At 68.1% G+C, this 25805-nt stretch carries 25 protein-coding genes, 1 tRNA gene and 1 pseudogene; 13 read left to right on the forward strand and 14 right to left on the reverse strand.

The window, feature by feature from the left end; all coding sequences use genetic code 11:
* The first annotated feature begins 66 nt into the window (after positions 1-66).
* Complete coding sequence (gene pan2 / locus N0B31_RS12990; protein ID WP_260592059.1) at positions 67-1284, forward strand: proteasome-activating nucleotidase Pan2; 1218 nt, start codon at positions 67-69, stop codon at positions 1282-1284.
* 225 nt (positions 1285-1509) lie between these two features.
* Here the strand turns inward: pan2 and N0B31_RS12995 are convergent, their stop codons facing one another.
* Positions 1510-1971 carry a hypothetical protein gene (locus N0B31_RS12995; RefSeq protein WP_260592060.1) on the reverse strand — a complete coding sequence of 154 codons (462 nt, stop codon included), beginning with the start codon at positions 1969-1971 and terminating at the stop codon, positions 1510-1512.
* A 698-nt stretch (positions 1972-2669) separates the two neighbouring features.
* Positions 2670-3509, reverse strand: coding sequence for an alpha/beta fold hydrolase (locus N0B31_RS13000; protein WP_260592061.1), 840 nt, complete (start codon positions 3507-3509; stop codon positions 2670-2672).
* A gap of 145 nt (positions 3510-3654) precedes the next feature.
* On the opposite strand from N0B31_RS13000, the gene N0B31_RS13005 reads away from it, so the two are divergent.
* Together N0B31_RS13005 and N0B31_RS13010 are read left to right on the forward strand one after the other, a co-directional pair.
* On the forward strand, positions 3655-4416 hold the full coding sequence (locus tag N0B31_RS13005) for a helix-turn-helix domain-containing protein (protein WP_260592062.1): 762 nt from the start codon (positions 3655-3657) through the stop codon (positions 4414-4416).
* A 275-nt stretch (positions 4417-4691) separates the two neighbouring features.
* Positions 4692-5156, forward strand: coding sequence for a cupin domain-containing protein (locus N0B31_RS13010; protein ID WP_260592063.1), 465 nt, complete (start codon positions 4692-4694; stop codon positions 5154-5156).
* A gap of 128 nt (positions 5157-5284) precedes the next feature.
* Here the strand turns inward: N0B31_RS13010 and trpG are convergent, their stop codons facing one another.
* The 8 genes from trpG to N0B31_RS13050 form a co-directional block, all read right to left on the reverse strand.
* Entirely contained in the window at positions 5285-5887 is a 603-nt protein-coding gene (gene trpG / locus N0B31_RS13015; RefSeq protein ID WP_260592064.1) for an anthranilate synthase component II, read from the reverse strand.
* Positions 5884-7521 carry an anthranilate synthase component I gene (gene trpE / locus N0B31_RS13020; RefSeq protein ID WP_260592065.1) on the reverse strand — a complete coding sequence of 546 codons (1638 nt, stop codon included), beginning with the start codon at positions 7519-7521 and terminating at the stop codon, positions 5884-5886. Before trpE ends, trpG begins: the two co-directional genes overlap by 4 nt.
* The gene (locus N0B31_RS13025) at positions 7518-8150 is read right to left on the reverse strand and encodes a phosphoribosylanthranilate isomerase (RefSeq protein WP_260592066.1); all 633 of its coding nucleotides are present in this window, start codon (positions 8148-8150) and stop codon (positions 7518-7520) included. The genes trpE and N0B31_RS13025 overlap by 4 nt, the downstream gene beginning before the upstream one ends.
* Entirely contained in the window at positions 8147-9145 is a 999-nt protein-coding gene (gene trpD, locus N0B31_RS13030; protein WP_260643983.1) for an anthranilate phosphoribosyltransferase, read from the reverse strand. The genes N0B31_RS13025 and trpD overlap by 4 nt, the downstream gene beginning before the upstream one ends.
* A gap of 141 nt (positions 9146-9286) precedes the next feature.
* On the reverse strand, positions 9287-11317 hold the full coding sequence (locus tag N0B31_RS13035) for a hypothetical protein (protein ID WP_260592067.1): 2031 nt from the start codon (positions 11315-11317) through the stop codon (positions 9287-9289).
* A gap of 306 nt (positions 11318-11623) precedes the next feature.
* Positions 11624-11749 (reverse strand): hypothetical protein, encoded by a 126-nt coding sequence (locus N0B31_RS13040; protein ID WP_260592068.1) that lies wholly within the window; start codon positions 11747-11749, stop codon positions 11624-11626.
* 60 nt (positions 11750-11809) lie between these two features.
* Positions 11810-12283 (reverse strand): hypothetical protein, encoded by a 474-nt coding sequence (locus tag N0B31_RS13045; protein ID WP_260592069.1) that lies wholly within the window; start codon positions 12281-12283, stop codon positions 11810-11812.
* Between the two features lie 319 nt (positions 12284-12602).
* Positions 12603-13094, reverse strand: a complete 492-nt coding sequence (locus tag N0B31_RS13050; RefSeq protein WP_260592070.1) for a hypothetical protein — start codon at positions 13092-13094, stop codon at positions 12603-12605.
* 213 nt (positions 13095-13307) lie between these two features.
* On the opposite strand from N0B31_RS13050, the gene N0B31_RS13055 reads away from it, so the two are divergent.
* The 4 genes from N0B31_RS13055 to N0B31_RS13070 all read left to right on the forward strand — a co-directional run bounded on the left by N0B31_RS13055 (position 13308) and on the right by N0B31_RS13070 (position 15883).
* Positions 13308-13382: transfer RNA gene (locus N0B31_RS13055), tRNA-Val, on the forward strand.
* Between the two features lie 310 nt (positions 13383-13692).
* Positions 13693-14307, forward strand: a complete 615-nt coding sequence (locus N0B31_RS13060) for an HdeD family acid-resistance protein (protein WP_260592071.1) — start codon at positions 13693-13695, stop codon at positions 14305-14307.
* 79 nt (positions 14308-14386) lie between these two features.
* The gene (locus N0B31_RS13065) at positions 14387-14617 is read left to right on the forward strand and encodes a DUF8081 domain-containing protein (protein ID WP_260592072.1); all 231 of its coding nucleotides are present in this window, start codon (positions 14387-14389) and stop codon (positions 14615-14617) included.
* A gap of 129 nt (positions 14618-14746) precedes the next feature.
* Positions 14747-15883 (forward strand): CBS domain-containing protein, encoded by a 1137-nt coding sequence (locus N0B31_RS13070; RefSeq protein WP_260592073.1) that lies wholly within the window; start codon positions 14747-14749, stop codon positions 15881-15883.
* A gap of 37 nt (positions 15884-15920) precedes the next feature.
* On the opposite strand, the gene radB is transcribed toward N0B31_RS13070, so the two are convergent.
* Positions 15921-16631: a DNA repair and recombination protein RadB gene (gene radB / locus N0B31_RS13075; RefSeq protein WP_260592074.1), complete on the reverse strand. Its 711-nt coding sequence runs from the start codon at positions 16629-16631 to the stop codon at positions 15921-15923.
* 114 nt (positions 16632-16745) lie between these two features.
* Here radB and N0B31_RS13080 point away from each other — a divergent pair, with 114 nt between their 5' ends.
* Both N0B31_RS13080 and N0B31_RS13085 read left to right on the forward strand, forming a co-directional pair.
* Positions 16746-17480, forward strand: coding sequence for a dihydrofolate reductase family protein (locus N0B31_RS13080; RefSeq protein WP_260592075.1), 735 nt, complete (start codon positions 16746-16748; stop codon positions 17478-17480).
* Between the two features lie 66 nt (positions 17481-17546).
* The gene (locus tag N0B31_RS13085) at positions 17547-18521 is read left to right on the forward strand and encodes an alpha/beta fold hydrolase (protein WP_260592076.1); all 975 of its coding nucleotides are present in this window, start codon (positions 17547-17549) and stop codon (positions 18519-18521) included.
* Here the strand turns inward: N0B31_RS13085 and N0B31_RS13090 are convergent.
* Complete coding sequence (locus tag N0B31_RS13090) at positions 18518-18844, reverse strand: DUF952 domain-containing protein (protein ID WP_260643984.1); 327 nt, start codon at positions 18842-18844, stop codon at positions 18518-18520. The two genes, N0B31_RS13085 and N0B31_RS13090, sit on opposite strands and share 4 nt — an antisense overlap.
* 15 nt (positions 18845-18859) lie before the next feature.
* Positions 18860-20137 (reverse strand): annotated as a pseudogene (larC, locus tag N0B31_RS13095) (nickel pincer cofactor biosynthesis protein LarC); the annotation flags it as partial.
* Between the two features lie 323 nt (positions 20138-20460).
* Between larC and N0B31_RS13100 the strand changes: the two are divergent.
* The gene (locus N0B31_RS13100; RefSeq protein WP_260592077.1) at positions 20461-22683 is read left to right on the forward strand and encodes a CDC48 family AAA ATPase; all 2223 of its coding nucleotides are present in this window, start codon (positions 20461-20463) and stop codon (positions 22681-22683) included.
* Positions 22684-22846: 163 nt separating this feature from the next.
* On the opposite strand, the gene N0B31_RS13105 is transcribed toward N0B31_RS13100, so the two are convergent.
* Positions 22847-23017, reverse strand: coding sequence for a DUF1059 domain-containing protein (locus tag N0B31_RS13105; RefSeq protein ID WP_260592078.1), 171 nt, complete (start codon positions 23015-23017; stop codon positions 22847-22849).
* Between the two features lie 276 nt (positions 23018-23293).
* Between N0B31_RS13105 and N0B31_RS13110 the strand changes: the two genes are divergently transcribed.
* The 3 genes from N0B31_RS13110 (at position 23294) to N0B31_RS13120 (ending at position 25805) form a co-directional block, all read left to right on the forward strand.
* Positions 23294-24028 (forward strand): helix-turn-helix domain-containing protein, encoded by a 735-nt coding sequence (locus N0B31_RS13110; RefSeq protein WP_260592079.1) that lies wholly within the window; start codon positions 23294-23296, stop codon positions 24026-24028.
* Positions 24029-24433: 405 nt separating this feature from the next.
* Positions 24434-25153 carry a helix-turn-helix domain-containing protein gene (locus N0B31_RS13115; RefSeq protein WP_260592080.1) on the forward strand — a complete coding sequence of 240 codons (720 nt, stop codon included), beginning with the start codon at positions 24434-24436 and terminating at the stop codon, positions 25151-25153.
* 214 nt (positions 25154-25367) lie between these two features.
* Positions 25368-25805, forward strand: coding sequence for a response regulator (locus tag N0B31_RS13120; RefSeq protein WP_260592081.1), 438 nt, complete (start codon positions 25368-25370; stop codon positions 25803-25805).

Genomic DNA, 25805 nt, shown 5'->3' on the forward strand with positions numbered 1-25805 from the left:
GGGGCCGTCGAAACCGGGGGAACCCAAAGACACTTCTAACCACACGGCCCTACGTCGGATGACCAGATGTCGCGCAGCCCCTCGCTCCCGGACCGGCCCACGCTCGACCTGGACTCGGATATGAGTCCCGACGAGCGGTTGGCCGCACTCCGCGACCACTACTCGGCTATCCTCGACGTCCACGACGAACTGTCCGACCAGCTCGACGCCGCCCGCGAGCGTCGCCGCGGCCTCCGCGAGGAGGTCGACCAGCTCCAGCGCGAGAACGACGCGCTCAAGACCTCCTCCCTGTATCTCGCGACGGTCGAGGAGGTCGGTGACGGCGAGGTCGTCCTGAAACAGCACGGCAACAACCAGGAGGTGCTCACCGACGTGGGCGGCCCGCTCGGTGACTCGCTCGAGGCGGGCGACCGCGTGGCCATCAACGACTCCTTCGCCGTCCAGACGGTCCTCGACTCCGAGAAGGACGCCCGCGCGCAGGCGATGGAGGTCGTCGAGTCCCCGTCGGTCGACTACGCCGACATCGGTGGCCTCGAGGAGCAGACCCGCGAGGTCCGCGAGGCCGTGGAGGCCCCCCTGCTCGACCCCGAGCAGTTCGAGACGGTCGGCATCTCCCCGCCGACGGGTGTCCTCCTCCACGGCCCGCCGGGCACCGGCAAGACGATGCTGGCCAAGGCCGTCGCCAACCAGACCGACGCCACCTTCATCAAGATGGCCGGCTCCGAACTCGTCCAGAAGTTCATCGGCGAGGGCGCCCGCCTCGTCCGCGACCTGTTCGAACTCGCCGCCGAGCGCGAACCGGCCATCATCTTCATCGACGAGATCGACGCCATCGCCTCGAAACGCACCGAGTCCAAGACCAGCGGCGACGCCGAGGTCCAGCGGACGATGATGCAACTCCTCAGCGAGATGGACGGCTTCGACCAGCGCGGCGACATCAGTATCATCGCCGCGACCAACCGTTTCGACATGCTCGACCGCGCCATCCTCCGGCCGGGCCGGTTCGACCGCCTCATCGAGGTGCCCGAACCCAACGCCGAGGGTCGCCACGAGATCCTCAAGATCCACACCGGCCGGATGAACCTCGCGGACAGCGTGGACCTGGAGGCGCTCGCCGAGGACACCGAGGGGTTCACCGGCGCCGAGCTGGAGTCGCTGGCGACCGAGGCCGGGATGTTCGCCATCCGCGACGAGCGGACCGAGATCCGACGCGAGGACTTCGACGAGGCGATGGCGAAGATATCGAGCGAGGAGTCGGCAGGCACTCCTATTGCCTTCTACTGAACGTTTTTCGGCTCGGGTCGGCTTCGCCGACCGCTCGCGCAAAAACGTTCACGAAAAAGGCGCTGCTCGCTTCGCTCGGAGCGGGTGAGTGTGCTGGACCGCGACCGCACGGCACCGCAGTCCATTCAAGGGCGGTGTGTTCACCGATTTGATACGGGTCGGTTGCTGAATAGAGAGGGTGTATGCAGCACTCGTGGCTCCTCTAGCTTGCCCACCGACACGTGGTCAGTACCAGAGGTCGTCGGCGTGGAGTCGTCCGGAGCGCAACCCGTCAGGGCCGCCCCCGAACCGCGCCTGAAACAAGACGTTCGAGACCGACGGCTCATCAGCCCACGCCCGCGTGCAGTGGAGGCTGTGTTCGAACTCCTCGACGACCGTCTCCTCGGGCACCTCGAAGACGCTTGAAACGGCATCGACCAGTTCAGTGAACACACCCTCACGACCGAGGGCATCGACCAACGCTGTCGCTTCTTCGGGGGCATCGACGGCGGTGACCGGGACGAGCTCGCTGGGCACGGCCTTCTTGCTGACTGAGATTTTGACCTCGATCTCGAATCCTTCGGCCTCGGTCTGCGAGACGTTGAGGAAGATGACCCGTTCGTCCTCACAACTCGGCTCCACCTCGTACCGCTCATCGCTTCGGACGGCAGCGATGGCGGCAGCAACCTCGGAACGCTGGCCGGACATATATTCGTATAACTACGCGTGTAACCGCCCCGATATTAATGTTTGACTCGGAACTTCCTCCCCGCCCGATTCGTGCCCTCTATTCAGCAGTGCCCTCACGAGCTATTCGGCTTCTGTTAGCAACGTCGTGCGAGATACCAAGGGTGAGTTGGTCAGCGGAATTTCGGTGGTCGTCTGCCAACACAATGATTATGTTACACTACTCAGAGTATAATCATGGAAGACAGTGTCAAGGCCGTAGAGGTAGAGTGCGTCTGTGGCAAACAGACGGTACTGCGCACGCTCGACCCCGCTCAGTCGACCGTGAGGTGTGATTGCGGAGGTGTCTACGCGCTCACGGTGACTGAGTTGCGTCCTTCGACAGAGAGTAACTCTCGGTCGGAATTGGCGTGATGGACCCCTGTTTCGCTTCTTGTACTCCCCCGACAAGCGTCCTGCATCCAACACGGCCTTGACGAACGACCGGGCATCTGTCAGTATCGACGTGACCGATACAGAGGGTGTATTGAGCACGCGTCCATTGTCGTTTCACGGGCTCCCTGTAAAATCCGCCTCCCGCCCGATTGGTCGAGCCAGGTGTGGGCCAGGACGGAGTCTGCGCACTCGCGGCAGGGCCAGCGGCCACACCCGAACAGTGCGTCACCAATGCAGAACCACACTCCACCGACCAAAATACGCTCCTGATGGAGCCGAGTGTCTTAGTCGAGGAACTGTTCTAGCGCTTCCCGGTACGCATCGGGACGGTCCTGCATCACCCAGTGGTAGGCACTGTCGAGATACTCCGTCTCCACGTTCGGGAGGTCGCCGGCCAGTCTGTTGGCCCACTCAGTGGAGATGAGGACATCATCACCACCCCATAGCAACAGCGTCGGGACGTCGATGTGGGGAATCGAGTGGGCGACTTCAAGTGTGTGGTTGGTGTTTGTCGAGATGGCGTTTCGCGCGAGCGCTTGTGGTTCACGGTCACGGTCGAGGAAGGGCGCTTTCATCCCCGCGACGAACTCTGCGTTATCTTCACCGACCGTTCCCTCGCCGAAGGCGAATTGGAGCTTCGCGTCGACATCCTCGTCCGTCCGTTCACGTGCCTCGTCGGGTTGGCCCAGTCCGTGGATGAACGGGACGGGCCAGTTGTCGTAGCAAGCAACATTGGAGAGTACGAGCCTCTCGACGCGCTCGGGACTGTGGGCCGCCAGCCGAAGCGCAGCCCCACCGCCGATGTCGTGGGCGACGATCTGTACTGAGTCGTGACCGAGTTCGTCGAGGAACCCCTCAAGGAGTTCTTCTTGGAGACGCAGTGACCGGTCGTATCCCCCCTCACCTACGTGTTCGGTGTATCCATAGCCAGCAAGGTCGGGAATTACTGCGTGATCGGCGGCTGTGTATACCTCTCTAAACAAATATCCCCAGGTCGGAATCCCGTGGATGAACAGGGTTACTGAGTCACCAGTTCCCTCCTCGCGATAGGCAATCTCAAACTCGTGAAAGGTGGTCTCGACGTGGACCGAATCCTGCTCTGCCACCCAATCTGTGTGGGTCATACGACCCACGGTGGTTTGGGAGAGGGGATAGTACTACTTTTGCCAAATGGCAACGTATCCTGACTTCACCAATAAATAGACTCAGAACGATGGAATGCTCGGGAGTAGCCGAAGTATTTAGATTGCCGAATGGCAAATTTTCCGTATGCGCCAGGTACGTTTTGCGCTACAATACGAGCACAGTCACGATCCGCTCATGGACGCGTTCATCGAGTACCCCGGTCTCTATGCATCATCACTCGACATCTCGGTCTCTACTGCAGGGCTGTGGCGTATCGACCGGATAGCGGGACCCAGTGATGGGCTCGACGCCGTCGAGAACGTGTTTCTCGACCCGGAGATCTGTAACGAGTGTGAGCCCGCACAAACGGATTGTGGTAAATCGTACGAGTACGAGGTCATCGAACGAAGCAGTAACCGATGTACGCTGTATACGAGAGCACGGGGAGAGGGATCCTGTCACTCAGTTCCATATCTCGCAATCAAGTACTGTGGCAACGGACTCTTCTTCAGCTCCAAGCGCCGGGGAGGAACGAACGAATGGACGGTACTGCTTCCAGACGGAGCGAATGTTGGCTCGTTGTACGATGCGTTGGACTCCGAATTGTGTGGCTCGCCCCGTATCCATCTCCAGCAAGTAGACGAACCCAGTCACTGGAAAGACGCACTGGTTACGAGAGCCGACCTGCCATACGAGCAACGATTAGCCCTTGAGGCCGCAATCGACGCTGGCTATTACCAGACCCCCAAGGGCATCACTCTCGACGAGTTGAGCGAACGACTGTCATTGCCCCGTTCTACTCTCCGGTATCGCCTTCGGCGTGCGGAAGAGTTCGTAATGACGCAGTTTGAGCGATTTGACTCTCTGCCGACCTCCTCTCGAGCCAGCCGTTCCGACATCCAGTGAGGTAGGGCCACCCAGAGCAGTTTCACGGGCCTCGTCGAAAGAGGGCACCGACCGAACCAGCAGGTAGTTACAGCTAACCAATAGCTATCGAGCACCACTACTGATTCGCGCTTTCTGACGAACACTCCATTCGGGTCGTTCGTGCCCACGACTGATGAGCCACTCGCGCTCTCCATTCAGCGACGCCTTCAACAACTACTCAGACTCTGTCAGTACTGACGTGACCGATACAGAGGGTGTATGCAGCAGTCACTGGCGAATCTTCATGAGGTGCCATGCCGAAGGTAGGTATTGGTGTCACAGATGGCCCGAGAGAGGCTACGATCAACCGGAGTGAAGCGAACCCACTCCTCCCGGAGGACGGCGGGATGACCGTCGAAACAGTCACTCCCGACGAATTAGAGGCCGCCGAGAGCACACCCGGAGTCGTTCGAGAAACAGTGTTCGAAACTGCAAACAACGTCATGGTTCGGTCACGCGTCGCCCCCGGAACGACGACGGGCTGGCATCATCACGGCGACCGTCACGTGTACGGGTACGTCATCGAAGGCTCCGGAGCGGTCGAATACGGATCGAGCGGGGGAGAGACCGCCGAAACCAGTACAGGAGAGTTCTTTTACATTTCTCCAGGAACGGTTCACCGGGACATCAACCCGACCAGCGAGGAGACCGTCGTGCTTGTGAACTTCGTCGGAACCGGGCCAGCAGTCGTGAACGTCGACGGCCCCGGAGCCGAGTAGCGAGTCGCCGCGGATGGTATGTCCCGGCGATGAGATCCAGCCGGTGAAGACTACGTGACCGAGATGCGCTCTCTACTCAGCACGCCCTCGCCAAATCCTTCGTAGTCTGGCACTCCAGCAGCGCCCCGTCACACCATCTCGAGGAAGTTCTCGACGACGTCGTGCCCCCGCCCCGTCAGCACGCTCTCTGGGTGGAACTGCACGCACTCGATGGGGTGCTCGCGGTGGCGCACGCCCATCACGATGGACTCACCCGAGTCCTCCGTGGTCGCCGAGACCTCGAAGCAGTCCGGGACCTCGGTGGCGACCAGCGAGTGGTAGCGCCCAGCCGTGAACCCCTGTTCGAGTCCCTGGAAGACGCCCATCCCGTCGTGGTCGACAGGGAACGCCTTCCCGTGGACCGGCCGCGGGGCGCGGCCGACGGTCCCGCCGTACTCGTAGACGGCCGCTTCGAGGCCGAGACAGACCCCGAGCGTCGGGACCTCGGGCGAGAGCTCGCGCAAGACGGCCATCGTCACGCCCACGTCCCGGTCGTTCTTCGGGTGGCCCGGCCCCGGCGAGACCACGATGGCGTCGGGGTCGTACGCCCGCACGTCGTCGAGCGAGGCGGTGTTGCGCAGGACCTCCGTCTCGGCACCGTGCTCCGAGACGTACTCCACGAGGTTGTAGGTGAACGAGTCGAAGTTGTCGACGAACAGCACGCGTTTCGTGTCCGTGTCGGCGACGCTCATCGGGACACCTCCGGGCCGGCGGCGGGGTCCTCGGCGGCCGTCGGGTCGGTCGTCTCGATTCGTTCGAGCGCCGCCAGCACCCCACCCATCTTCTGTTCGGTCTCCTCGTACTCGCTGGCCGGGTCGGAGTCGGCGACGATGCCGGCACCGGCCTGGACGGTGACGCGCTGGTCGCCGGCGGTGTCTCGTTCGTCCTCCACCGTCGCGGTCCGGATGACGATGGCGAAGTCCGCGTCTCCGGTCCACGAGTAGTAGCCCACACCGCCGCCGTACAGGCCACGCGGGGTCAGTTCGAGGTCGTCGATGATCTCCATCGCCCGTATCTTCGGCGCACCCGAGAGGGTACCGGCCGGGAACGCCGCCCGGGTCGCGTCGAACGCGTCCGCGTCGGCCGCGAGTCGACCCGTCACGGTGGACTCGATGTGCTGGACGTGGCTGTACTTCAGGACGTTCATGAACTCGTCGACGCGCACGCTGCCCGGTTCCGAGACGCGGCGCACGTCGTTCCGTGCGAGGTCCACCAGCATCGTGTGCTCTGCCCGCTCCTTCCCGTCGGCGAGCATCTCGCCCGCGAGACGGCGGTCCTCGACTGGTGAGGAGCCACGCGGACAGGTGCCGGCGATGGGGTTGGCGACCACCTCGCGCCCACGCACGGAGACGAGCGTCTCGGGCGAGGCGCCGACGACGGTCAGGTCGCCGTGGCCGAGCAGGTACATGTACGGCGACGGGTTGACCTCGCGGAGCGCGCGGTAGAACCCGAGCGGGTCCACCTCGCCGCGCAGTTCGCGGGTCCGGGAGATGACCCCCTGGTAGATGTCGCCGTCGAGGACGTGCTCTTTCGCCCGTCGGACGGCGTCCTCGTACTCCTCGCGGGGGCCGGCCGTCTCGGCAGTGCGGACGAACCCACCGGTCTCGGGGTCGGTGGCGTCGGCGAGCAGCGCCTCGACGCGCTCGGCCTCGGCCACGAGGTCGTCGTACAGGGCGTCGGCGTCCTCGCGGCCGTGGACGACGGGCGTGAACACGAGCGAGACGGTGTCTGCCTCGTCGTCGAACGCGAGCGTCTTTGTCGAGAGGACGAACTGCGCGTCCGGGAACCGCGAGTCCGGGCGCTCCATCCCGACCTCCGAGAGCCAGAGGTCGTAGACGGCGTCGTACGCGAGGAAGCCGACGAGACCACCGTCGAGCGTCTGCCGGTCGCCCGCGGGGAAGTTCCGTCGCGGCAGGTCCGGCAGCGCCGCCCGGAGCGCGTCGAGACAGTCGCCCTCGGCGTCGAACGCACCGTCGAACAGGCCGGTGTACCGGTCGTCGAACACCTCGACGCCCGACTCGGGACCGACTGTGAGGACCGCGGCCGGGTCGTACCCCACGAACGAGAACCGGGCGTGCCGGTCCGCGCCGCCGGGCGTGAACGCCCCGTCGGGGTCCGAGGAGGCCACCTTCTCGGCCGACTCGAGGAGGAAGTCGTAGTCGCCCGACTCGGAGCCACGCCCCCCACTCGTGCGGCCGGTGAGTGCTGCGTACGCCGCGAGCGGTTCGACGTCCACGTCGAGTTCGGCGGCGACGCGGACGACGGCCGGGCCGTCGGCCGCGTACTCGCGGACCGCCTCGCGGGGGGTGTCGAGCGGCGCGCTCACAGCGCCACCTCGGCCCCACGCCGCGTGTTCCGGACGAACGCCCGGACCCTGTCGTGGTCCTTCACGCCGCCGCTCGCCTCGGTGCCGGAGGCCACGTCGACGCCGTACGGGCCGACCGTCTCGACCGCTTCCCCGACGTTCTCGGGCGTCAGCCCGCCGGCCAGGACGACGGGCGTCTCGAGCGAGTCGACGAGTTCGCGGGTCCGCGCCCAGTCGTGTGTCTCGCCGGTGCCGCCGGCCCCGGACTCGTCGACGCTGTCGACCAGCAGGCCGTCGGCACACCCCTCGTAGGCGGGGGCGCGGTCGGCGTCGGTGGCGACCACGAGCGTCCGGACGTGGCTCCGCAGCTCGACGGCCGTCTCCGGGTCGACGCCGTGGACCTGCACCGCGTCGACGCCGACGCGTTCGGCCAGCGCGACGGTGTCGCTCGCCCTCTCCGGCATCGTCACGAGGACACTGGTGAGGAACGGCGGCGCGGCGGCGGCGAGGCTGGCGGCCCGCTCGGGACTCACCTCCCGCGGGGTGTCCACCGAGACACCCGATATCAGTCCGACGGCGTCCGCACCCGCGTCGGCGACCGCCCGAAGGTCGGCCTCGCGGGTGACCCCACACACCTTGACACGAGTCATGCGCCCGCCCGCAACTGCTCGAGTTTCTCGCTGGCCGCGCCCGACGCGATGGCCTCGCGGGCGGCCTCGACGCCGGCCTCGAGCGAGTCGGCTCCGCCGGCGGCGTAGATGGCCGCCCCGGCGTTCGCGAGGACGACGTCGCGTTTCGCCCCCGTCACGTCGCCCGAGACGATACCGCGCAGGTCCGCGGCGTTCTCCTCGGGCGTGCCGCCGGCGATGGCCTCGACCGGCGCGGCGTCGAGGCCGAGGTCGGCGGGCGTGAGCGTGTACTCCGAGATCGTCTCACCTTCGACCTCGGCGACGGCGGTCTCGCCGTGGAGAGCGATCTCGTCCATCCCGGAGCCGTGGACGACGAGCGCGTGGTCCACGTCCATCCGGGCCAGCGCCCGTGCGAGGACGGGGACGAGGTCGGGGTCGTAGACGCCCACGACCTGTGCGCCCGCCCCGGCCGGGTTCGTCAGCGGTCCGAGCACGTTGAACACCGTCCGCATCCCGAGTTCCCGGCGCGGGCCGATGACGGCCTTCATCGCCGGGTGGAACACCGGCGCGAGCATGAAGCCGATGCCGTCGCGCTCGATGGCCCGCTCGACGGCGGGCGGTTCGGCCTCCACGTTCACGCCGGCGACCTCGAGCACGTCCGCACTCCCCGACGACGAGGAGACGGAGTAGTTGCCGTGTTTCGCCACCGGGACGCCCGCCCCGCTGACGACGATGGCCGACGTGGTAGAGACGTTGATCGTATCGTAGTCGTCGCCGCCGGTGCCGCAGGTGTCGACCAGCGGTGTCCGGTCGGGCGCGATGGTCCGGGCGGCCCCACGCATCCCTTCGGCGAGCCCGGCGATCTCGGCCTCGGTCTCCCCCTTCGCGCGTAGTCCCGTCAACAGCGCGCCGATCTGTGCCTCCGTCGCCTCCTCGAAGACGAAGGTGGCTGCCTCGCGGGCCTCCGCCTGCGAGAGGTCGCCCCCCTCCGTCACACGTCCGATGTACTCCTGTATCATAGGCACTGATGTACGATGTTGTCTTGTGATGTGCAAAGACGTACACTCACTTGAACGTATCGCACGGGTGGTGTCGCTGTGCGAGGTGGTGAACGGGCGAAGGGAGAGGAGAGCAGGAGGGAGCAGACGGAGCCGGACTCAGGCACCGAGCAGCGCGTCGACGAGTTCACCGGGGTTCGTCGGGTCGGGGAGGCCGCCGATGATCTCGTCCGTCGGGGCGCCCGAGGCGGCGTCGCCGACGGCCTCGGACGCGCTGTCGATGTTGCGGGCCACGGCACCGGTGCCGTCCTCGTCGTCGACGTAGACGGGCGGGAGGTCGTCGGTCGCACCCATGTCTCCGGTCACGACGAACTCACACTTCTCGCCGTCGCAGACGACCTCGCCCCCGGTCGGGATGGACGTCGACCCGTTCTGCATCGTGACCATCACGCCCGAGCTACCCTCGAGCGAGCTCGTGTTGCGCGACCAGACGTTGCTCGTGTCGACGACGTACTCGCGCTCGCCGGTGTCGATGGTCACCTCGTCGCTGTAGACGACCTGCTCCTCGTCGAAGCCGTAGCCGTAGAACCGGTTGGCCGACGGCCCGTTCTCGAAGCCAGCCTCGTCCTCACCGACGGTGTAGCCCCCGTTCGGCCCGAGCGTGTCGACGTACGTCCGCCGCTCCTGGTAGGGGTCGCTCGGCGGGTTCTCCGGGTCGACCGGCGGGTTGTTCGGGTTGAACAGGACGCAGTAGTTCGGGCTCGGGAGCGAGTCCGGAGCGGCCTCCGGTAGGTCCGGGACCTGCTCGGGGGGGCTCGGGACCCCGGGCACCGCCTCGCCGACGGGTGCCTCACACGGGACGCCGCCGCTCCCACCCGTCGGGACGGCCGGGACGCCGGGATCGAGGAGTCCGACCGGGCTAGCCTGACACTCCGTGCCGTCACAGACGAGGTCCCCACCGAGACCGCTCCCGAACAGGTAGACGACCGTGCTCGCACGGCCGCCCTCGGAGAGGTTCCGGTCGGCCACCGCGGAACTCTCGAGGCCGAGGTAGTCGTCGGTCCGACCGTCCGAGACCGTGAGGTCCTCCGTCGCGACCACCTTCTCCTCGGAGAGCAGGAACGCCCAGAACAACTGCCCGTCCTGACCCTGCTCGGTCTCGAGGTCGTACTCGTCGACCCACACCACCTTCTCGCCGCTCGCCTCGGCGGCGAAGTTCCGCCGGTCGAACTCCAGCGCCCGCGGCGGGTCCGTCGGGTCGACCGACGGGTCGTCCGGGTCGTAAGCCTCACACCCGTCCGGCGGAGCCCCGAGCACGATGCCGCCGACCGCCTCGGGGGTCAGCAGGCTCGTCGGCACACCGGGGAGCGCCGGTGGCTGGAAGGGGAGGTCACTGGGACCGGGAACGGCCTCGAGCGGCACGTCGTCGCCACGGACGGGGAACGCACAGTCGACGGTACTCTCCGAACCGACCGGTGCGTCCTGTGGCCCCACCGGCACCGACTCGAAGGGGACCGGCCCGAGGACCTCCTCGGTGCCGGCCGGCAGGTCCTCGTCGTCGAACTCCCGCGAGAGGTCGTCCGTCGGCGCCTGCTCCAGCACCGGCCCCAGCGTCTCCAGCACCGGCACCGCACCGGTGTCCATCGGGTCACCCTCGTCGTCGGGGGACGGGAAGACGGGGAGGTCACCTTCACCGGGCAGGTCGCCCTCACCGGGGAGGTCATCTTCACCGGGCAGGTCGCCCTCGCCGGAGAGGTCCTCCGTCGGGAGGTCGTCTTCCGAGATCTCCGTGCCGGGTGCGTCGGCGGACGGGAGTCCATCATCGCCGCCCTCGGGGACCAGGTTCGAATCACAGTCGTCGGTGGGGTCGGGGTCGCTCGTGCTCACGTCACAGTCGAGCGAGAGCGACCCGCCGAGGTCACCACCGTCGTTCAGGCTCGTCTCGCTGCTCGTCGAGATGTCGACGCCGTCTTCGCCGGCGCTCACCGAGACGTCGGTGTCGGTACCGTTCTCCTCGTCGCCGACGGTGATTCCGGTGCCGTCGTCACCACCGATATCGATGCCGTCCTCGTCGATGGTGATCCCATCGTCGTCGTCCGCCGCGTGGACGGGCGCGACGAAGGTACTCGTCAGGACCACGACCGCGAGAAGCGCCGTCAGGACCTGTCTGGTGCTACGCTTTGCTCCCATCACTGGAGCGTACATCCTGCTTCGGGTGTATCAGGATTCTGTGCGCTATGTCCTGTAGTTTATACGAGCACACGAGGTCCGGGGGTCGCTCGCGTACCGGTGCCCTGTCGACTGTGGGGGGTCAGAGCCGCCACACGTCGGGCAGTCGTGGTCTCCCGCGACCGATGGGGAGTCGACTCACCTCGTGCGCGCGTGTGTGACGAGTGTGATGGAGTGTAGTGGTGAGGTGGAAGTTCGACATGCGAGGGAGGGAACGGCCAGCGAGAACCGGGGGCGAGGTCGAGCGACCGTCGCGCTACGCGGGGGTCAGCGTCCGAGACCGGGGAGTCCCGGCACCTCGGGTGCGGGGGCGTCCGCCGGCGGCAGCGTGAGGGTCTCCTCCTGTCCGTTTGCCGTGACGGTGACGGTCAGCCCGCCGGTGTCACCCTCCACGTCCGCACCCAGGTCCAGCGTCTCGCCGAGCGTCGCGGGGACCGTCGGCGGGGTGGGGGCCTACTCCGGTGGCAGCGTGACGCGACGCTCCTCGCCGGCAGCGGCGACGGTCACGGTGACGCCGCTCGTGTCACCCTCCACCGAGACGTCGACGGCCTGGTCGGCCTGCGTCACGGGCGGGGTCGGGGCGTCCTCGGGCGGGAGCGTGATGCTCTCCTCCCGGTCGTTCGCCGAGACGGTGACCGTGACACCGTCCTCGGAGCCCTCCACGACGACGTCCACGTCGACGGACTCCCAAGCGGCCTGCGCGGTCGGCAGCGCCGGCAGATCACTCGGCGGCACGGTGATCGTCTCCCTCCGGTCGTTCGCGACGAGCGTCACCGTGACGCCCTCGTCGGATCCCGCCACGACGACGTCCACGTCGACGTCTTCGGACGTCGAGGGCTGGGCCGCGGCGGGTGTGATGGCGGTACTGGCGAGGACTGCCAGCGCGAGGAGCGCGAGCAGTACGGTTCGTGTGTCGAGTGTCTGCATACGACAACCGGGACGAGCCCGGACTCTCGCTTGTTTCATTCCCCGATTTTGACCGGTATTTTATATCGCCCGAGCGGTCCGGGCGAGGCGGGCAGTATCCGCTCGAGCGGGTGAGGCGTGGCGCTCCGTCAGCCGCAACGAGAACGGGGACGAGGTCGAGAGGCGCCCGGTCAGAGGTTGATGATGTCGCTGATGGGGACGGGAATCTCGCCGATGTCGATAGTCGGTTCGTCGCTTATCGGCGGGTCCTGGATGGTGTCGGCGATCTCCTCGGGACCGAGCGGGGGCTGGAGCAGCCCCTCGGGGCTGGCCTCACACTCTAGTTCGCCCTCCTGCAGGCGGTCGGGGTCGAGGCTCTTCTCGCTGACCGGGTCGGCACACCGGTGACGTTCGGCTGGACCGGCAGCTGACCCGGACCGGGAACGGCCTCGAGCGGCACGTCGTCGCCACGGACGGGGAACGCACAGTCGACGGTACTCTCCGACCCGACCGGGAGGTCCCTGGGGTCGGCCAGGAGACTCTCGAAGGGGACCGGCCCGAGGACCTCCTCGGTGCCGACCGGCAGGGCACTGTCGTCGCCGAGGTCGATATCCTCGTCCCCGACGCTCACGCCGTCGGGCTCCAGACTCACGCCCCCGTCACCGCCGAGCGTCACGCCGCCGTCGTCCACCGAGACAGGCGAGTCGCCGTCACCGAAATCTGTCCTTCCGTCGTCACCCAGGGTCGCACCGACCGGCCCCGCGACGAGCGAGGTCACCAGCACGAGCGTGAGACACGTCACCGCCGCCCGCGACAACTGTGCGCCGAACATGTGACCGAAGATACTCAGGTTAACTCTTCGGCCTCACTCAGGGAATCGACGGCTAATTTTGTACTCCAGAGGTCGTTCCCCGGGATAGGACGGCCACCACACGTCTCTCACCGGGAGTTTTTGTGAGCGTGTGATGAGAGGCGCCCACATCCCGCATTCGGCCGCCCGTTCCGAAACGTTCAAACGTCTCTCCGCGGTACAATCGTATCGTCAGGGTTCGTGGTCTAGACTGGTTATGACACCTCCTTGACATGGAGGAGGCCGGCGGTTCAAATCCGCCCGAACCCACTCACTCACCCGTTCTCAGGTGCCCAGCCTGGCGTCTATACGCCGCTCGTTCCGACGGCACAGACGGAGCGGCAGGTCACCCCGGTGACACACCGGCGCTGGTGGTATCGCCCGACCCGACCGGCCCACTCCGTCACGTTCCTCGCCGTGGTCCTCGGTGGCAGGGAGTCGTCGACCCGTAGCAACGCCGAACGCCTCGGCCGGACCCGCCGGAGCACTCCGTGGACGGGTACTATCAGTTCCGAGGGACGCTCTCGTGGAGGCTGAAAACACGTTAAACGCTTGCCACACCTCCGTGCGTGTCGAACCCATGAGTACAGATACCTCGGCCGGAACGAACGTCGGTGGCCTGCAGCCGGTCACACGGGACCAGGCGAACGTGCTCGTCGGCGCTGGGGTCGTCATCGCGATCGTGGGACTGCTCGCGCTCGTCTTCCCCCTGGTCTCGGGAGTGACCATCTCGATCATCGTCGGCGCAGCGCTGGTCGTCGGCGGACTCGGCCACGTGGCGAGCGCGTTCACGGTCACTGGCTGGCGCTCGCGAGCCGGCCAGCTCCTGCTCGCGCTCGTCTACGCGGTCTTCGGGATACTCGCGCTGGCGAACCCCGTCCTCACGCTGACGACGCTCACCATCCTGCTCGTCGCCTACTTCCTGCTGGAGGGTGTCGTCCTCCTCGCGCTGGGGTTGATCAACCGGGGCGAGCGGAACTGGGTGTTGACCGTCGTGAGCGGTGCGTTCTCGCTGCTCGTCGCCCTCCTGGTCTGGCTCGGCCTCCCCAGCAGCGCGGCGTGGGCCATCGGCGTCCTGTTCGGCGCGAACCTGCTGGTGACGGGCGGGACGATGGTCGTCATCGGCCGTGGCTACTGGAAGGCGGCGCCGACCGAGACGGGGCCGGCGACCGGGTCGGAGACCGGCGGCGCCTGAGCGACGGGCGAACGGCGACCCGACGCCAGCAGGCCCGCCTCGGCGAGATGTTTTTGTCCACCGTCGGCCATCCTCCGGTATGGCCTACGTCGTCCAGATCACCGAGTCCGCCATCGAGACGAATCCGCGGGTGGCCGAGTACCGCGAGTCGGTTGGTGAGCGGGTCCGGTTCGACTCCGCCGCGGACGCGGAGGCGCTCGTCGAGAAGTTCAACACGGAGGGCGAGGGGGCGGTCCGTCTCCGGCACGTCCACGAGGAGCACCCGCTGGAGGAGCAGGACGTGGTCGACGGCTACGTGGAGCCGGCCTGAGCGGCCGGTCGAAGAGACCTCGGACGGGAACCCGCCCACGAGGTGGGCGACGCCTCGCGTTGGTTCCCGGTCTCCGGGCGACGAACCAACCTTGATAACCACAGGCGGCGAACCACCGACGGGATTGTTATGGATATCGCCGATATCGCAGTTCGTGACTCTGTCGAGGTAGACGCCGACACCCGTCTGGCGAAGGTCCGCTCGCTGTTCGAGCGCGAGAACCCGAAGGGCATCCTCGTGCTCGACGATGGGGCGTACGCGGGCGTCATCACCGAGCGCCAGCTGCTCTCCTCGCACGTCGAGGACGACACGAAGGCCAGCGTGATGATGAAGAACGCACCGCGGGTGGAGCGAACCGCCGACGTCCGCGAGGTGGCGCGGGTGCTCGTCGAGGGGGGCGTGAAGGTCGCCCCCGTCTTCGAGGCGAACAAGCTCTGGGGCATCGTCACGCAGGACGCCATCCTCGAGGCCGTCCTCGAGAACCTGGACGTGCTCAGCGTCGACCAGATCGCGACCGACGAGGTCGTCACCCTCCGCGAGGACGACCGGGTCGGCCGCGCCATCAACCTCCTACGCGAGAACGGCATCTCCCGCCTGCCCGTCCTCGACGAGGACGGGCTGCTCTCGGGGATGCTCACCACCCACGACATCGTGGAGTTCGCCGTCCGCAACGAGGGGCGCACCACCACCGGGGACCGTGCGGGCGACTCCGAGCGGATGCTCGACATTCCCGTCTACGACATCATGAACAGCCCCGTCCAGACCATCGCGGCCAGCGCGACGGTCCGCGATGCCGTCGAGCGGATGCTGGAGAGCGACTACGCCGGCCTCGTCGTCGAGGACGAAGACGAGGAGATCGCGGGCATCCTCACCAAGACCGACGTGCTCCGCGCGCTCACGTACACCGAGGAGGAGCACATGGACGTCCAGATAACGAACATCGAGCTGCTGGACACGCTCGGGCGCGAGGAGGTGGTCACGAGCATCGAGGAGACCACCGACAAGTACGGCGAGATGCAGGTCCAGCACGCCCACGTCCGGTTCAACGAGCACAAGGAGAAGCTCCGCGGTACCCCGCTGGTCTACTGTCAGATCCGTCTCCGGACCAGCGTCGGACAGGTCGCCGGCACCGGCGAGGGCTACGGCGCCGAGTCGGCGTTCCGCGTCGCGCTCGACAAGCTCGAGCGCAACGTCATCGAGCTGAAGGGTGTGCAGGCCGACGAGGAGTACGAGGGACAGCTCCTGCGGAAGCTCGGCGAACTGTAGCCTGTCGGGTCGGATCCCAGCTGCACCCTTGCGTCTCTCAGACCGGGTCCTCGACGCCGACGACGCCGTCGTCCGAGAGTTCGAAGCGCGCCGTACCGCCCGCCGGGAGCGAGCGGTGTTTCTCCAGCGTCGCCCGGCGATTGCCACCGCGGAACCGCTCCAGTCGGACGACGGCGGCCGACCAGTGGGTCAGGGTGTGGCCCCCGAGCGGTCGCACGCGCTCGGAGTCGCTGTCGGGGTCCGAGAACACCTGGTTCGTGATGACCACCGCGAGGTCGTGCTGGCGGGCCAGCGAGAGCAGGTGGGTCACCTGCCGAGTGACCGACCGGAGGGCGCTCCCGCCGTCGTCGCCGTCACGTTCGAGCCGGTAGAACCCGGTGGCGCTGTCCAGCACGACCAGGTCGACGCTCGGGGCGAACTCCGCGGCGTCGCGGACGGCTTCCTCCTGTTCGGCGAAATCGAGCGCGTCGGTGATGATGATGCGCGAGGCGACGTCGTCGACGGTCAGGTCGTCACCGCGCGCGGTCCGGGCCCGGGCGAGCTGCTCGAGCCGGTCGACCGAGAGCCCCTCCGTGTCGACGACGAGCGCGGTGCCGCCGCTGGCGGCCACCTCGACGGCCGCGGCGACGGCGAGGTTCGTCTTGCCCGCCGCCGGCGGGCCGTACACCTGCGTGACGGCGCCGCGCTCGAAGCCACCCCCCAGCAGGTCGTCGACGGTCGAACAGCCCGTCGGTACGGGTTCGCTCACGCCCGGAAGTTCGCCGTGCCGGTATAAAAACGCCCGCACAGCGCGGTCCGGTTCCGACCGGTCGTCGTCCCGGCCGGCGGCGGGCTTAAGCCCCATCCCGCGAACGCCGAGGTAGTGATCGTCGTCGCCACCGCCGACTTCGAGGTGTACCACGACGCCGTGGGCGAGTTGCGCGACCGCGGGGTCACGTTCACCACCGTCGAACCCGGGGACCCACTCCCCGAACGGACCACCGTGGTCGTCCTCGGCCCGGCCGACGAGGCGCCCGAGACGGGCGTGCCGGTGGTCCGCGCCACGCCCGACGAACCACGCCACGCCGTCGAGGAGGCGCTCGCACTCCTGCGGGGTGACGGTGGCCGGACCGTCGTCGGTATCGACCCCGGCGAGCGACCCGGCATCGCCGTCCTCTCCGGTGACACCGTCGTCGCCGCGTTCCGCGTCCCGCTGGCAGACACCGTCGAGACGGTCCGCGAGGAACTGGACGGGGCCGTCGACCCGGTCGTGCGCGTTGGCGACGGCGCGCGCCTCTACGGCGCCCGTATCGTCGACGCCCTCGACGACGTGCGGGTCGAACTGGTCGACGAGACCGGGTCCACGCCCTACCTCGGGCAGGGTGCCCGTGGGACCGGCGTCGGGGACATCCTCGCCGCGGTCAACATCGCACGGCTGGAGGGCGACCCCGTCGACTCGCGGGACGTGGAACCGACCGAGGGGGAGATACAGGTCGTCAAGAACCGGTCGCGCGAACGGTCGGCGGAGAACCGCGAACTCGACGCCGCGCTGGCCCGTCGGGTGGCGCTCGGGGAGCTGTCGCTGGAGGAGGCGATGGTGGAACACCGGGAGGAGTAGCGAGCGATATCGTCCGAACTGACGGGGCGAGAAGCCGTTTTGTCCACCGGCGTCGTACCGGCCGGCATGTCGAGCACCGAGCGACCCGGCGTGAGCGAGACGACGGTTCCCGACGGTGTCCACGGCGACACCGACTGGGTCGACAGGGTGGCCTACCCGTTCGAGTCGCGCTGCGTGGCGCTCCCGCAGGGCGCGGTCCACTACGTCGACGAGGGGTCGGGGGCGGTTCGCGAGGAGGACACGGACGGCCCGACGCTCGTCTTCTTCCACGGGAACCCGACGTGGTCGTTCTGCTACCGCCACCTGATCCGCGGGCTCCGTGACGAGTACCGCTGCGTGGCGATGGACTACCTCGGCTTCGGCCTCTCGGAGCACCCCGAGGGGTTCTCCTACCGGCCGTCGGCACACGCCGACGTGTTCGAGACGTTCGTCGAGGAGCTCGGGCTGACGGACGTCGTCCTCGTCGTCCAGGACTGGGGCGGCCCCATCGGGCTCTCGTACGCGGCCGATCACCCGGAGAACGTCGCCGGCCTCGTCGTCGTGAACACATGGGCGTGGCCCGTCGACGAGGAGTGGTGGTACCGCACCTTCTCGTGGGGGGCCGGCGGGCCGCTCGGGCGGGTGCTCTGCGAGCGGTTCAACGCCTTCGTCGAGGTGGTGATGCCCGCCGCGTACGGCGACCGCTCGAAACTGACGCCGGCCATCCACGAGCAGTATCGACGGGCGCTCCCGGCCGGGAAGCGCGAGGGGACGTGGGTGTTCCCCCGCGCCATCGTCGAGGAGACGCCGTGGCTGGAGGGGCTCTGGGACCGCATCGAGGGGCTGGAGGACCACCCGGCGCTCCTCCTGTGGGGGCTGGAGGACCCGGCGTTCGGCGCACAGCTCCCGGTCTGGGAGACGTTCTTCCGGGACGCGGAGACGCGCACGTTCCCCGACGCGGGTCACTACCTGCAGGAGGAGGTGGGCGAGGACCTCGTGGAGCCGATACGGGTGTTCGTGGCTGGCCCGTGCTCCCGGGGAGTCGACAGCGGAGGGACCTAGTCCCGCAGTTCGGTCGGCAGGACGAACCGACCCTCCTCGCGGGGGAACGCGAGCACGTCGGTGACCGCGTCGACCGGGAGCGGCCCGTAGAGGTGCGGGAAGGCCCGCCCGTCGCCCTCCTCGTACCGGACGTCCCCGAGGCACGTCCGGTCGACGACCACCAGCAGCGGCTCCGCGTCCCCGGCGTGGTTGTACTGGGCGACGGCGAGCACGGCGTCGGCCGGCGAGAGGTGGACGAATCCCTGCGCGTCGAGCGACGGCGGCCGGTACTCCCCGTTCGTCCGGCGGGCCTCCCAGTCCTCCGCGTCGACGACGTGGAGCAGTGACTCCTCGAGCGCCCCGCCCTCGCGGGCCGCCGCCTCTGCGCGCCGCCTGACCTCGCGGACCGCCAGTCCCGTCTCCTGCGCCACCTCGAGTGCGTCGTCGTGTTCGGCGCTCACGTCGTACACCTCACCGTCGGCGTCGCTCGCCACCTTCACCGTCACCTCGTACCCCTCGCCCTCGACCTCCAGTTCGACCGTCTCGTAGCGTCGCTCGGCGACCCAGCGGTGGCGCGCGCCCGAGTCACGTACCCCGAGCGTCCCCGTCTCCTCCGCGAGTCGGCGGGCGACGCGTTCGACGTCCTCGGGCCGGACGATGACCTTCACGAGGTGGCCCGGTCGGGACTTCTTCATCGTCGCCGGGAGCACCGAGACGTCCCGGGCACCGGCGGCCGTCAGGGTCTCCTGCAGGGCCCCGAGTGTCTCGGGCGTCGCGTCGTCGAGGTTCGTCTCCAGCACCCGGATGTCCTCCGTCGTGAGCGACCCCTCGCTCTCGCCGACGGTGGCTCGTAGCACGTTGGGGCGGTCCGGGAACTCCCACCCGCCGGCGCCGTAGCCGGCCCGCTCCACCCGAAGCGGAGGGAGCGTCTCGACGCCCTCGGCGAAGTGCGCGAGGATGGCCGCCCCCGTCGGGGTGAGGAGTTCGGCCTCGACGGGGCCGCCCTGCAGGTCCCACGAGGCGCGAGCGGCGACGTTGACGACGGCGGGCGCGGGGATCGGGTAGGTCCCGTGGCTCATCGCCACCTCGCCGTCGCCGGCCGAGACCGGCGTGGTGACGACGCGGTCGAGTCCGAGGTCCTCGAACAGGAGCGCCGCCCCGACCACGTCCGCGATGGCGTCGTCGGCACCCACCTCGTGGAAGTGGGTCGCCTCGAGGTCGGTGCCGTGGACCTCGCTCTCGGCCTCGCCGAGGATGCGGAAGACGGCCGTCGCGTCGGCCTCGACGGACTCGGGGAGGTCCATCGCCTCGACGATGTCGAGGACCTCGCGGTACGAACGGTGCGGGCCGTGACCCTCGGCGTGGTCCGGGTGATGGTCGTGGTCGTCGTGCGAGTGGTCGTGTGAGTGGTCGTGTGAGTGGTCGTGCGAGTGTCCCTCCTCACCCTCCAGCAGCACGTCCACGGTGGTCGCGAGGATGCCGTTCTTCTCTGTCTCGCCGATCGCGTAGCGGACCGAGAGCGTCTCGCTCTCCTCCACGGGCGCGAGGGCGTCGGGGTCGGCGCCGGCCGCGAGCAGGGCGGCCAGTATCATGTCTCCGGCGGCACCCATCCGGCCGTCGAACGCGAGCGTCTTCATGCCCAGAGGGCGGCGGGGCGGGGAGAAAACGGTTCGGCTCGCCGCCGGCGGTCGCACCCCGGCGAGGGCCGGCACCCGTTCGACCACCGACCGTCGCGGCGTGCCGTCTCGGGTCGAGCGTGCTCGGGGCCCCCGGAGTGCTGGCCCGTCGACACGTGCGGCGGGGGTGGAGACGGCCGAAGAAGCGCTGGAGACGGTCGAAACCGCCACCCGCCGTCCCCGTGTCACGATGTCGCACAGTTGTCACTCGTCCGACGCACGGCGTCCGTGTGAACGGAAGACATATCCCCACCGCGGGCCGTCTTTCGATACATCCACACACCATGAACGAGGTTCAACTGGAGGTGGCGAAGGCGTACCCGAACGACTCGGGACGCGGCATCGCCCGCCTCGATCCGGACACGCTGTTACACCTGAAGTTGAGTCCGGGTGACATCATCGAGATCGAAGGTGCGGACCGGACCGCCGCGAAGGTGTGGCGGGCCGACCGGCAGGACTGGAACACCGACACGGTCCGCATCGACGGGTTCACCCGACAGAACGCCGACGTCGGCATCGGCGAGCGCGTCACCATCCGCAAGGCCGAGGCGACGAAGGCCGAGAAACTCGTCCTCGCGCCGCCCGAGGAGGCGAGCGTCCAGTTCGGCTCCGACGCGGCCGGCATGGTCAAGCGCCAGATACTGAAACGGCCGGTCGTCGAGCGCGACATCGTCCCCGTGATGTCCTCGACGAACCACCCGTTCATGCGCTCGCCGGGACAGGCCATCCCGCTCATCGCCGTCGAGACCGAGCCCGAGGGGGTCGTCCTCGTGACCGAGGACACAGAGGTGGAACTCCGCGAGGAGCCCATCTCCGGCTTCGAGAAGACCGGCGGTGGCATCACGTACGAGGACATCGGCGGCCTGCAGAACGAGATCCAGCGGGTCCGGGAGATGGTCGAACTCCCGATGAAGCACCCGCAGATCTTCAAGAAACTCGGCATCGAGCCGCCACAGGGGGTCCTCCTGCACGGCCCGCCCGGCACCGGGAAGACCCTGCTGGCGAAGGCCGTCGCCAACGAGACGTCCGCGAGTTTCTTCTCCATCGCGGGCCCGGAGATCATCTCCAAGTACTACGGCGAATCGGAGCAACAGCTCCGCGAGATATTCGAGGACGCCAGCGAGGAGTCACCCGCCATCATCTTCATCGACGAACTGGACTCCATCGCCCCGAAGCGCGAGGACGTGACCGGGGAGGTCGAACGCCGCGTCGTCGCCCAGCTCCTGACGATGATGGACGGGCTGGAGTCGCGTGGACAGGTCATCGTCATCGCCGCGACGAACCGGGTCGACAGCGTCGACCCCGCCCTGCGCCGGCCGGGCCGGTTCGACCGCGAGATCGAGATCGGCGTCCCGGACGAGGTGGGTCGCAACGAGATCCTCCAGATCCACACGCGCGGGATGCCGCTCAGCGACGACGTCTCGCTCGAACACCTCGCCGACGAGACCCACGGCTTCGTCGGCGCCGACATCGAGAGCCTGACCAAGGAGGCCGCGATGAAGGCGCTCCGGCGCTACCTCCCGGAGATAGACCTGGACGAGGAGGACATCCCGCCGAGCCTCATCGACCGGATGATCATCAAGCGCGAGGACTTCCGCGGCGCACTCTCGGAGGTCAGCCCCAGCGCCATGCGCGAGGTGCTCGTCGAGCTCCCGAAGATCAGCTGGGACGACGTCGGCGGCCTCGACGACGCGAAGGGACAGGTCAAGGAGTCGGTCGAGTGGCCGATGAACTCCCCCGAGAAGTTCGAGCGGATGGGCGTCACCCCGCCGTCGGGCGTGTTGCTGTACGGCCCGCCCGGCACGGGCAAGACGCTGATGGCCAAAGCGGTCGCCAACGAGACGAACGCGAACTTCATCTCGGTGCGTGGCCCGCAGCTGCTCTCGAAGTGGGTGGGTGAGTCCGAGAAGGCCATCCGCCAGACCTTCCGCAAGGCACGACAGGTGGCCCCGACGGTCATCTTCTTCGACGAGCTCGACTCGCTCGCGCCCGGCCGCGGCGGCGACATGGGCTCGAACGTCTCCGAGCGCGTCGTCAACCAGCTCCTCACGGAACTGGACGGCCTCGAGGAGATGGAGGACGTGATGGTCATCGGCGCCACGAACCGGCCGGACATGATCGACCCCGCCCTCATCCGCTCGGGGCGGTTCGACCGGCTGGTCTACATCGGCGAACCGGAACTGGAGGGCCGCGAGCAGATCCTCCGCATCCACACGCAGAACTCACCGCTCGCCCCGGACGTGAGCCTGCGTGAACTCGCGGAGATCACCGGCGGCTACGTCGGTTCGGACCTCGAGTCCATCGCCCGCGAGGCCGCCATCGAGGCGCTCCGCGAGTCCGACGACGCCGAGGAGGTCGAGATGCGTCACTTCCGCAAGGCGCTCGAGTCCGTGCGGCCGACCATCACCGACGACATCCGCGACTACTACGAGAACATCGAGGACGAGTTCCGTGGCGGCGCACCGGAACAGCGGAGTCGGAGCAGCGGACGGATCGGGTTCCAGTAGCCGACCAAACGTTTTCGCTCGGGTTCGCTCGCTCTACTCGCGAGAAACTTTGGAGTCAAAAACGGCGCGCACTCCGTTCGTCCCGGGGGGGTGTGCCCGTCCGTACCGCCGCCGCACAGCCTCCACGACAGTACCGCACCGCGACCGCACCGCCTCGTTCCGCTCAGACCGCCACGATGTGTGATCTCAGTTCCTCGACCATCTCGTCGTCCAGGTCGAGGTCCGGGTGTTCCTTCGCCGCGTGTTGCTCCGCCTGTGCCAGTATCTCGTCGTCGCTGATGCCCTCGATGGTGGCGTCACAGCCGTCCACGATACACTCGAGTCTTCTCGTCATCTGCCCGACGCTAGTGGAGCGTCGGAGGAGTTAAGTCCGTCGGATGGTAACATGTGTCGAGATATTCGGGGATGGCGGAGCGTCGCGCGAGAGACGTGTAATATTTCCGAATATTATGGCGGTGCCGGAACGTCCGACGACGAAATCACCCAACGGGAGACGGACAGGTCGGTCTGTAGAGGTAGTCGGTTTTTGATTACGTCGGCGGAACGTGTCGGTAGCGAACGACACCCCGCGCCGGTGCGAGCGACCCCCCGTCCGGCACGCCCTCACACCATGGACGACACCCACCCGACTGGCGACCGGCCCTCGGTGACGGAGCTCACGTTCACCACGACCGACGACAGCTACCCGCTGGTCGCCCTCACGACGCAGCTCGACGCCACCGTCACCATCCTCGACTGGACCCAGTCGACGACCGGCACGTGCCCGACGTCGTGGTTCGTCTGCGTCTCGTCTGCAGACCCGGACTCGGCCCTCGAGGTGCTCCGGGGCGGCGAGCGCACGGAGTCCGTGGCGCTCCTCGACCACCGCGCCGACGAGTCGCTCGTCGAGATGACGGTCACCGACTCCGTCGCCCGGACGGTCGGCGACGCGGGGGCACTCCTCTGGCGCGTCGGGGCGGCCGACGGTGAGGGGACTGCCACCGTCCTCGTCCCACCGGTCGCCGACGCCGAGACGGTGGCCGAGCACGTCCACCGGGAGCACCCCTCGCTCGACCTCACCTCCATCGTGACCCACCCGGTCACCCGGACGTTCCTCACCCGCCGGAGCTTCCAGCACTCCCTCGAGGACGAGCTGACCGAGCGCCAGTGGGAGGCGCTCCGGCTCGCCTACGAGGGGGGCTACTTCGAGCGGCCGCGAGAGGCGACACAGAGCGGCGTCGCGACCGAGATGGGCATCAGCCAGGAGACCGTGAGCCAGCACCTCCGGGCGGCCCAGCGCCGACTCCTCCAGGTGGTCTTCGACGAGGGCCTGCTCCACGGCAGCGACAGCGAGACGGCGGAGTGAGCGGCCGGACCCCTACGTAGTGGCCAGACCGTTATGACCGCCGGTGGTGAGATAGGCACGCGCGACGTGGCTCCCGACGACCGGCCGGCCGTGGTGTCCCCACGTCCTCGTGGCGTGGGGCCGGGTGGCACCCACGGCGACGGACCGGCCGTCGGGCCGGGCGGCCACCGAAGCGCGCCACCGCTGGCGCTCGCCGGCGGCGACCAGCCCCCCCTCGACGTCGACACTCGCCCAGCGCCGGCAGCGGGCGCCCGACGCCCACCAGTATCTAGAGGCCCACAACTTATATTCACCGGGTGATTAGATGGTACGAACCCCCGCTGTCCCTCGGCTGTCCCCTGTCGTGTCCCGCCCCGACGCGTGGAGACGCGGCCGGCACCCCACGGCTGCTCACCCCTCGTACCCATGAGCGACACGGAGCCCCTCGCCACGAAACTCGTGTTCACTCTCGAAGACGACGCGTACCCGCTGGTCAGGCTCTCGGCGGCCATCGAGGGCGAAGTGACGGTCGCCGCGCGCATCCCGGCGACCGGACGCGAGAGCCCGACACGCGAGTTCCTCTGTACCGACACGGAGGTGTCCGAGACGGCCGTGGCGTCGCTCCACGAGTCGGACCGGGTCCTCGACGCGGCGGCCCGTGGCCACGACCGGGAGACGTGCGTCGTCGAGGTACACGTGACCGACGCCGTCTCCCGGACGGTGTCCGAGGCGGGAGGAATCGTCGGGACGGCCAGCGCCGAAGCGGGACGGGCGGCGTTCGACGTCTTCGTCCCGCCCGGCGGAGACCCGCGGGCGACGGCTGGTGCCGTGGTCGACGCGCACCCGTCGCTCGCGCTCGGCGCCGTCAGGCACGACCCGTCGAGCACACCCCTGCGCACCGGTCCGCAGCTCCAGCAGCGGCTCCGTGACCGGGCGACGGCCCGGCAGTGGGAGGTGCTCCGACTCGCCTACGAGCGAGGCTACTTCGAGCGGCCGCGTGGTGCCACGCAGGGTGACGTGGCGCAGGCCCTCGGTATCAGTCAGAAGACGGTCAGTCAGCACCTCAGGGCAGCCCAGCGGCACCTCCTCACCGGCCTCTTCGACGACGGACTGCTCCGTGGCACGTGTACCAAGCCCGACGACTGAGTCGGACCGGTAATCACCGGCATATATTTCATTATCTTTCAGACCGTATCGAACCACGCATGGTCGACAGTCCCTGCTCCGAGGGCGTTCGCCTCCCGGCCCCCCCACAGCCCCGGTGGGGTGCCGCCCCCAGCGACACGCCGCGAGTCACGGCCCGCCGGCACCGTCAGCCGGGTGTACCGTCGACGGCCGGGAGTCGGGGGGTGACCGGCGGGTGATCGACGGCCACTACGAGGTGGCGGACTCCCCCAGCGTGGTCACGTCCTCGGGCCAGCGACCGCGGTACACCGTCCTCCACGTCGAGGACGACCAGGCGTTCGCCTCGGTGACCGCCGCCCACCTGCGGCGCCACGGGCTGGCCGTCCACACCGCGTCGGACGCGGAGAGTGCGCTCGACCACCTCGAGGGGGCGCCTCCGGTCCCCGTCGACTGCGTCCTCAGCGACCACGACCTCCCGGGGCTCGACGGACTCCAGTTCCTCGACCGGCTGCGCGAGCGGTCAGTTCGCCTCCCGTTCGTCCTGTTCACGGGGGACGAGCAACTCGAACGGGCGGCACTGGAGGCCGGCGTGGACGACTTCCTCGCCAAGACGGTCGACCCGGAACAGTTCGGGACGGTCGCCACCACCGTCCGCGAACTCGTCGGGGAGTGA

Source organism: Salinirubellus salinus (assembly GCF_025231485.1).
GTDB lineage: Archaea > Halobacteriota > Halobacteria > Halobacteriales > Haloarculaceae > Salinirubellus > Salinirubellus salinus.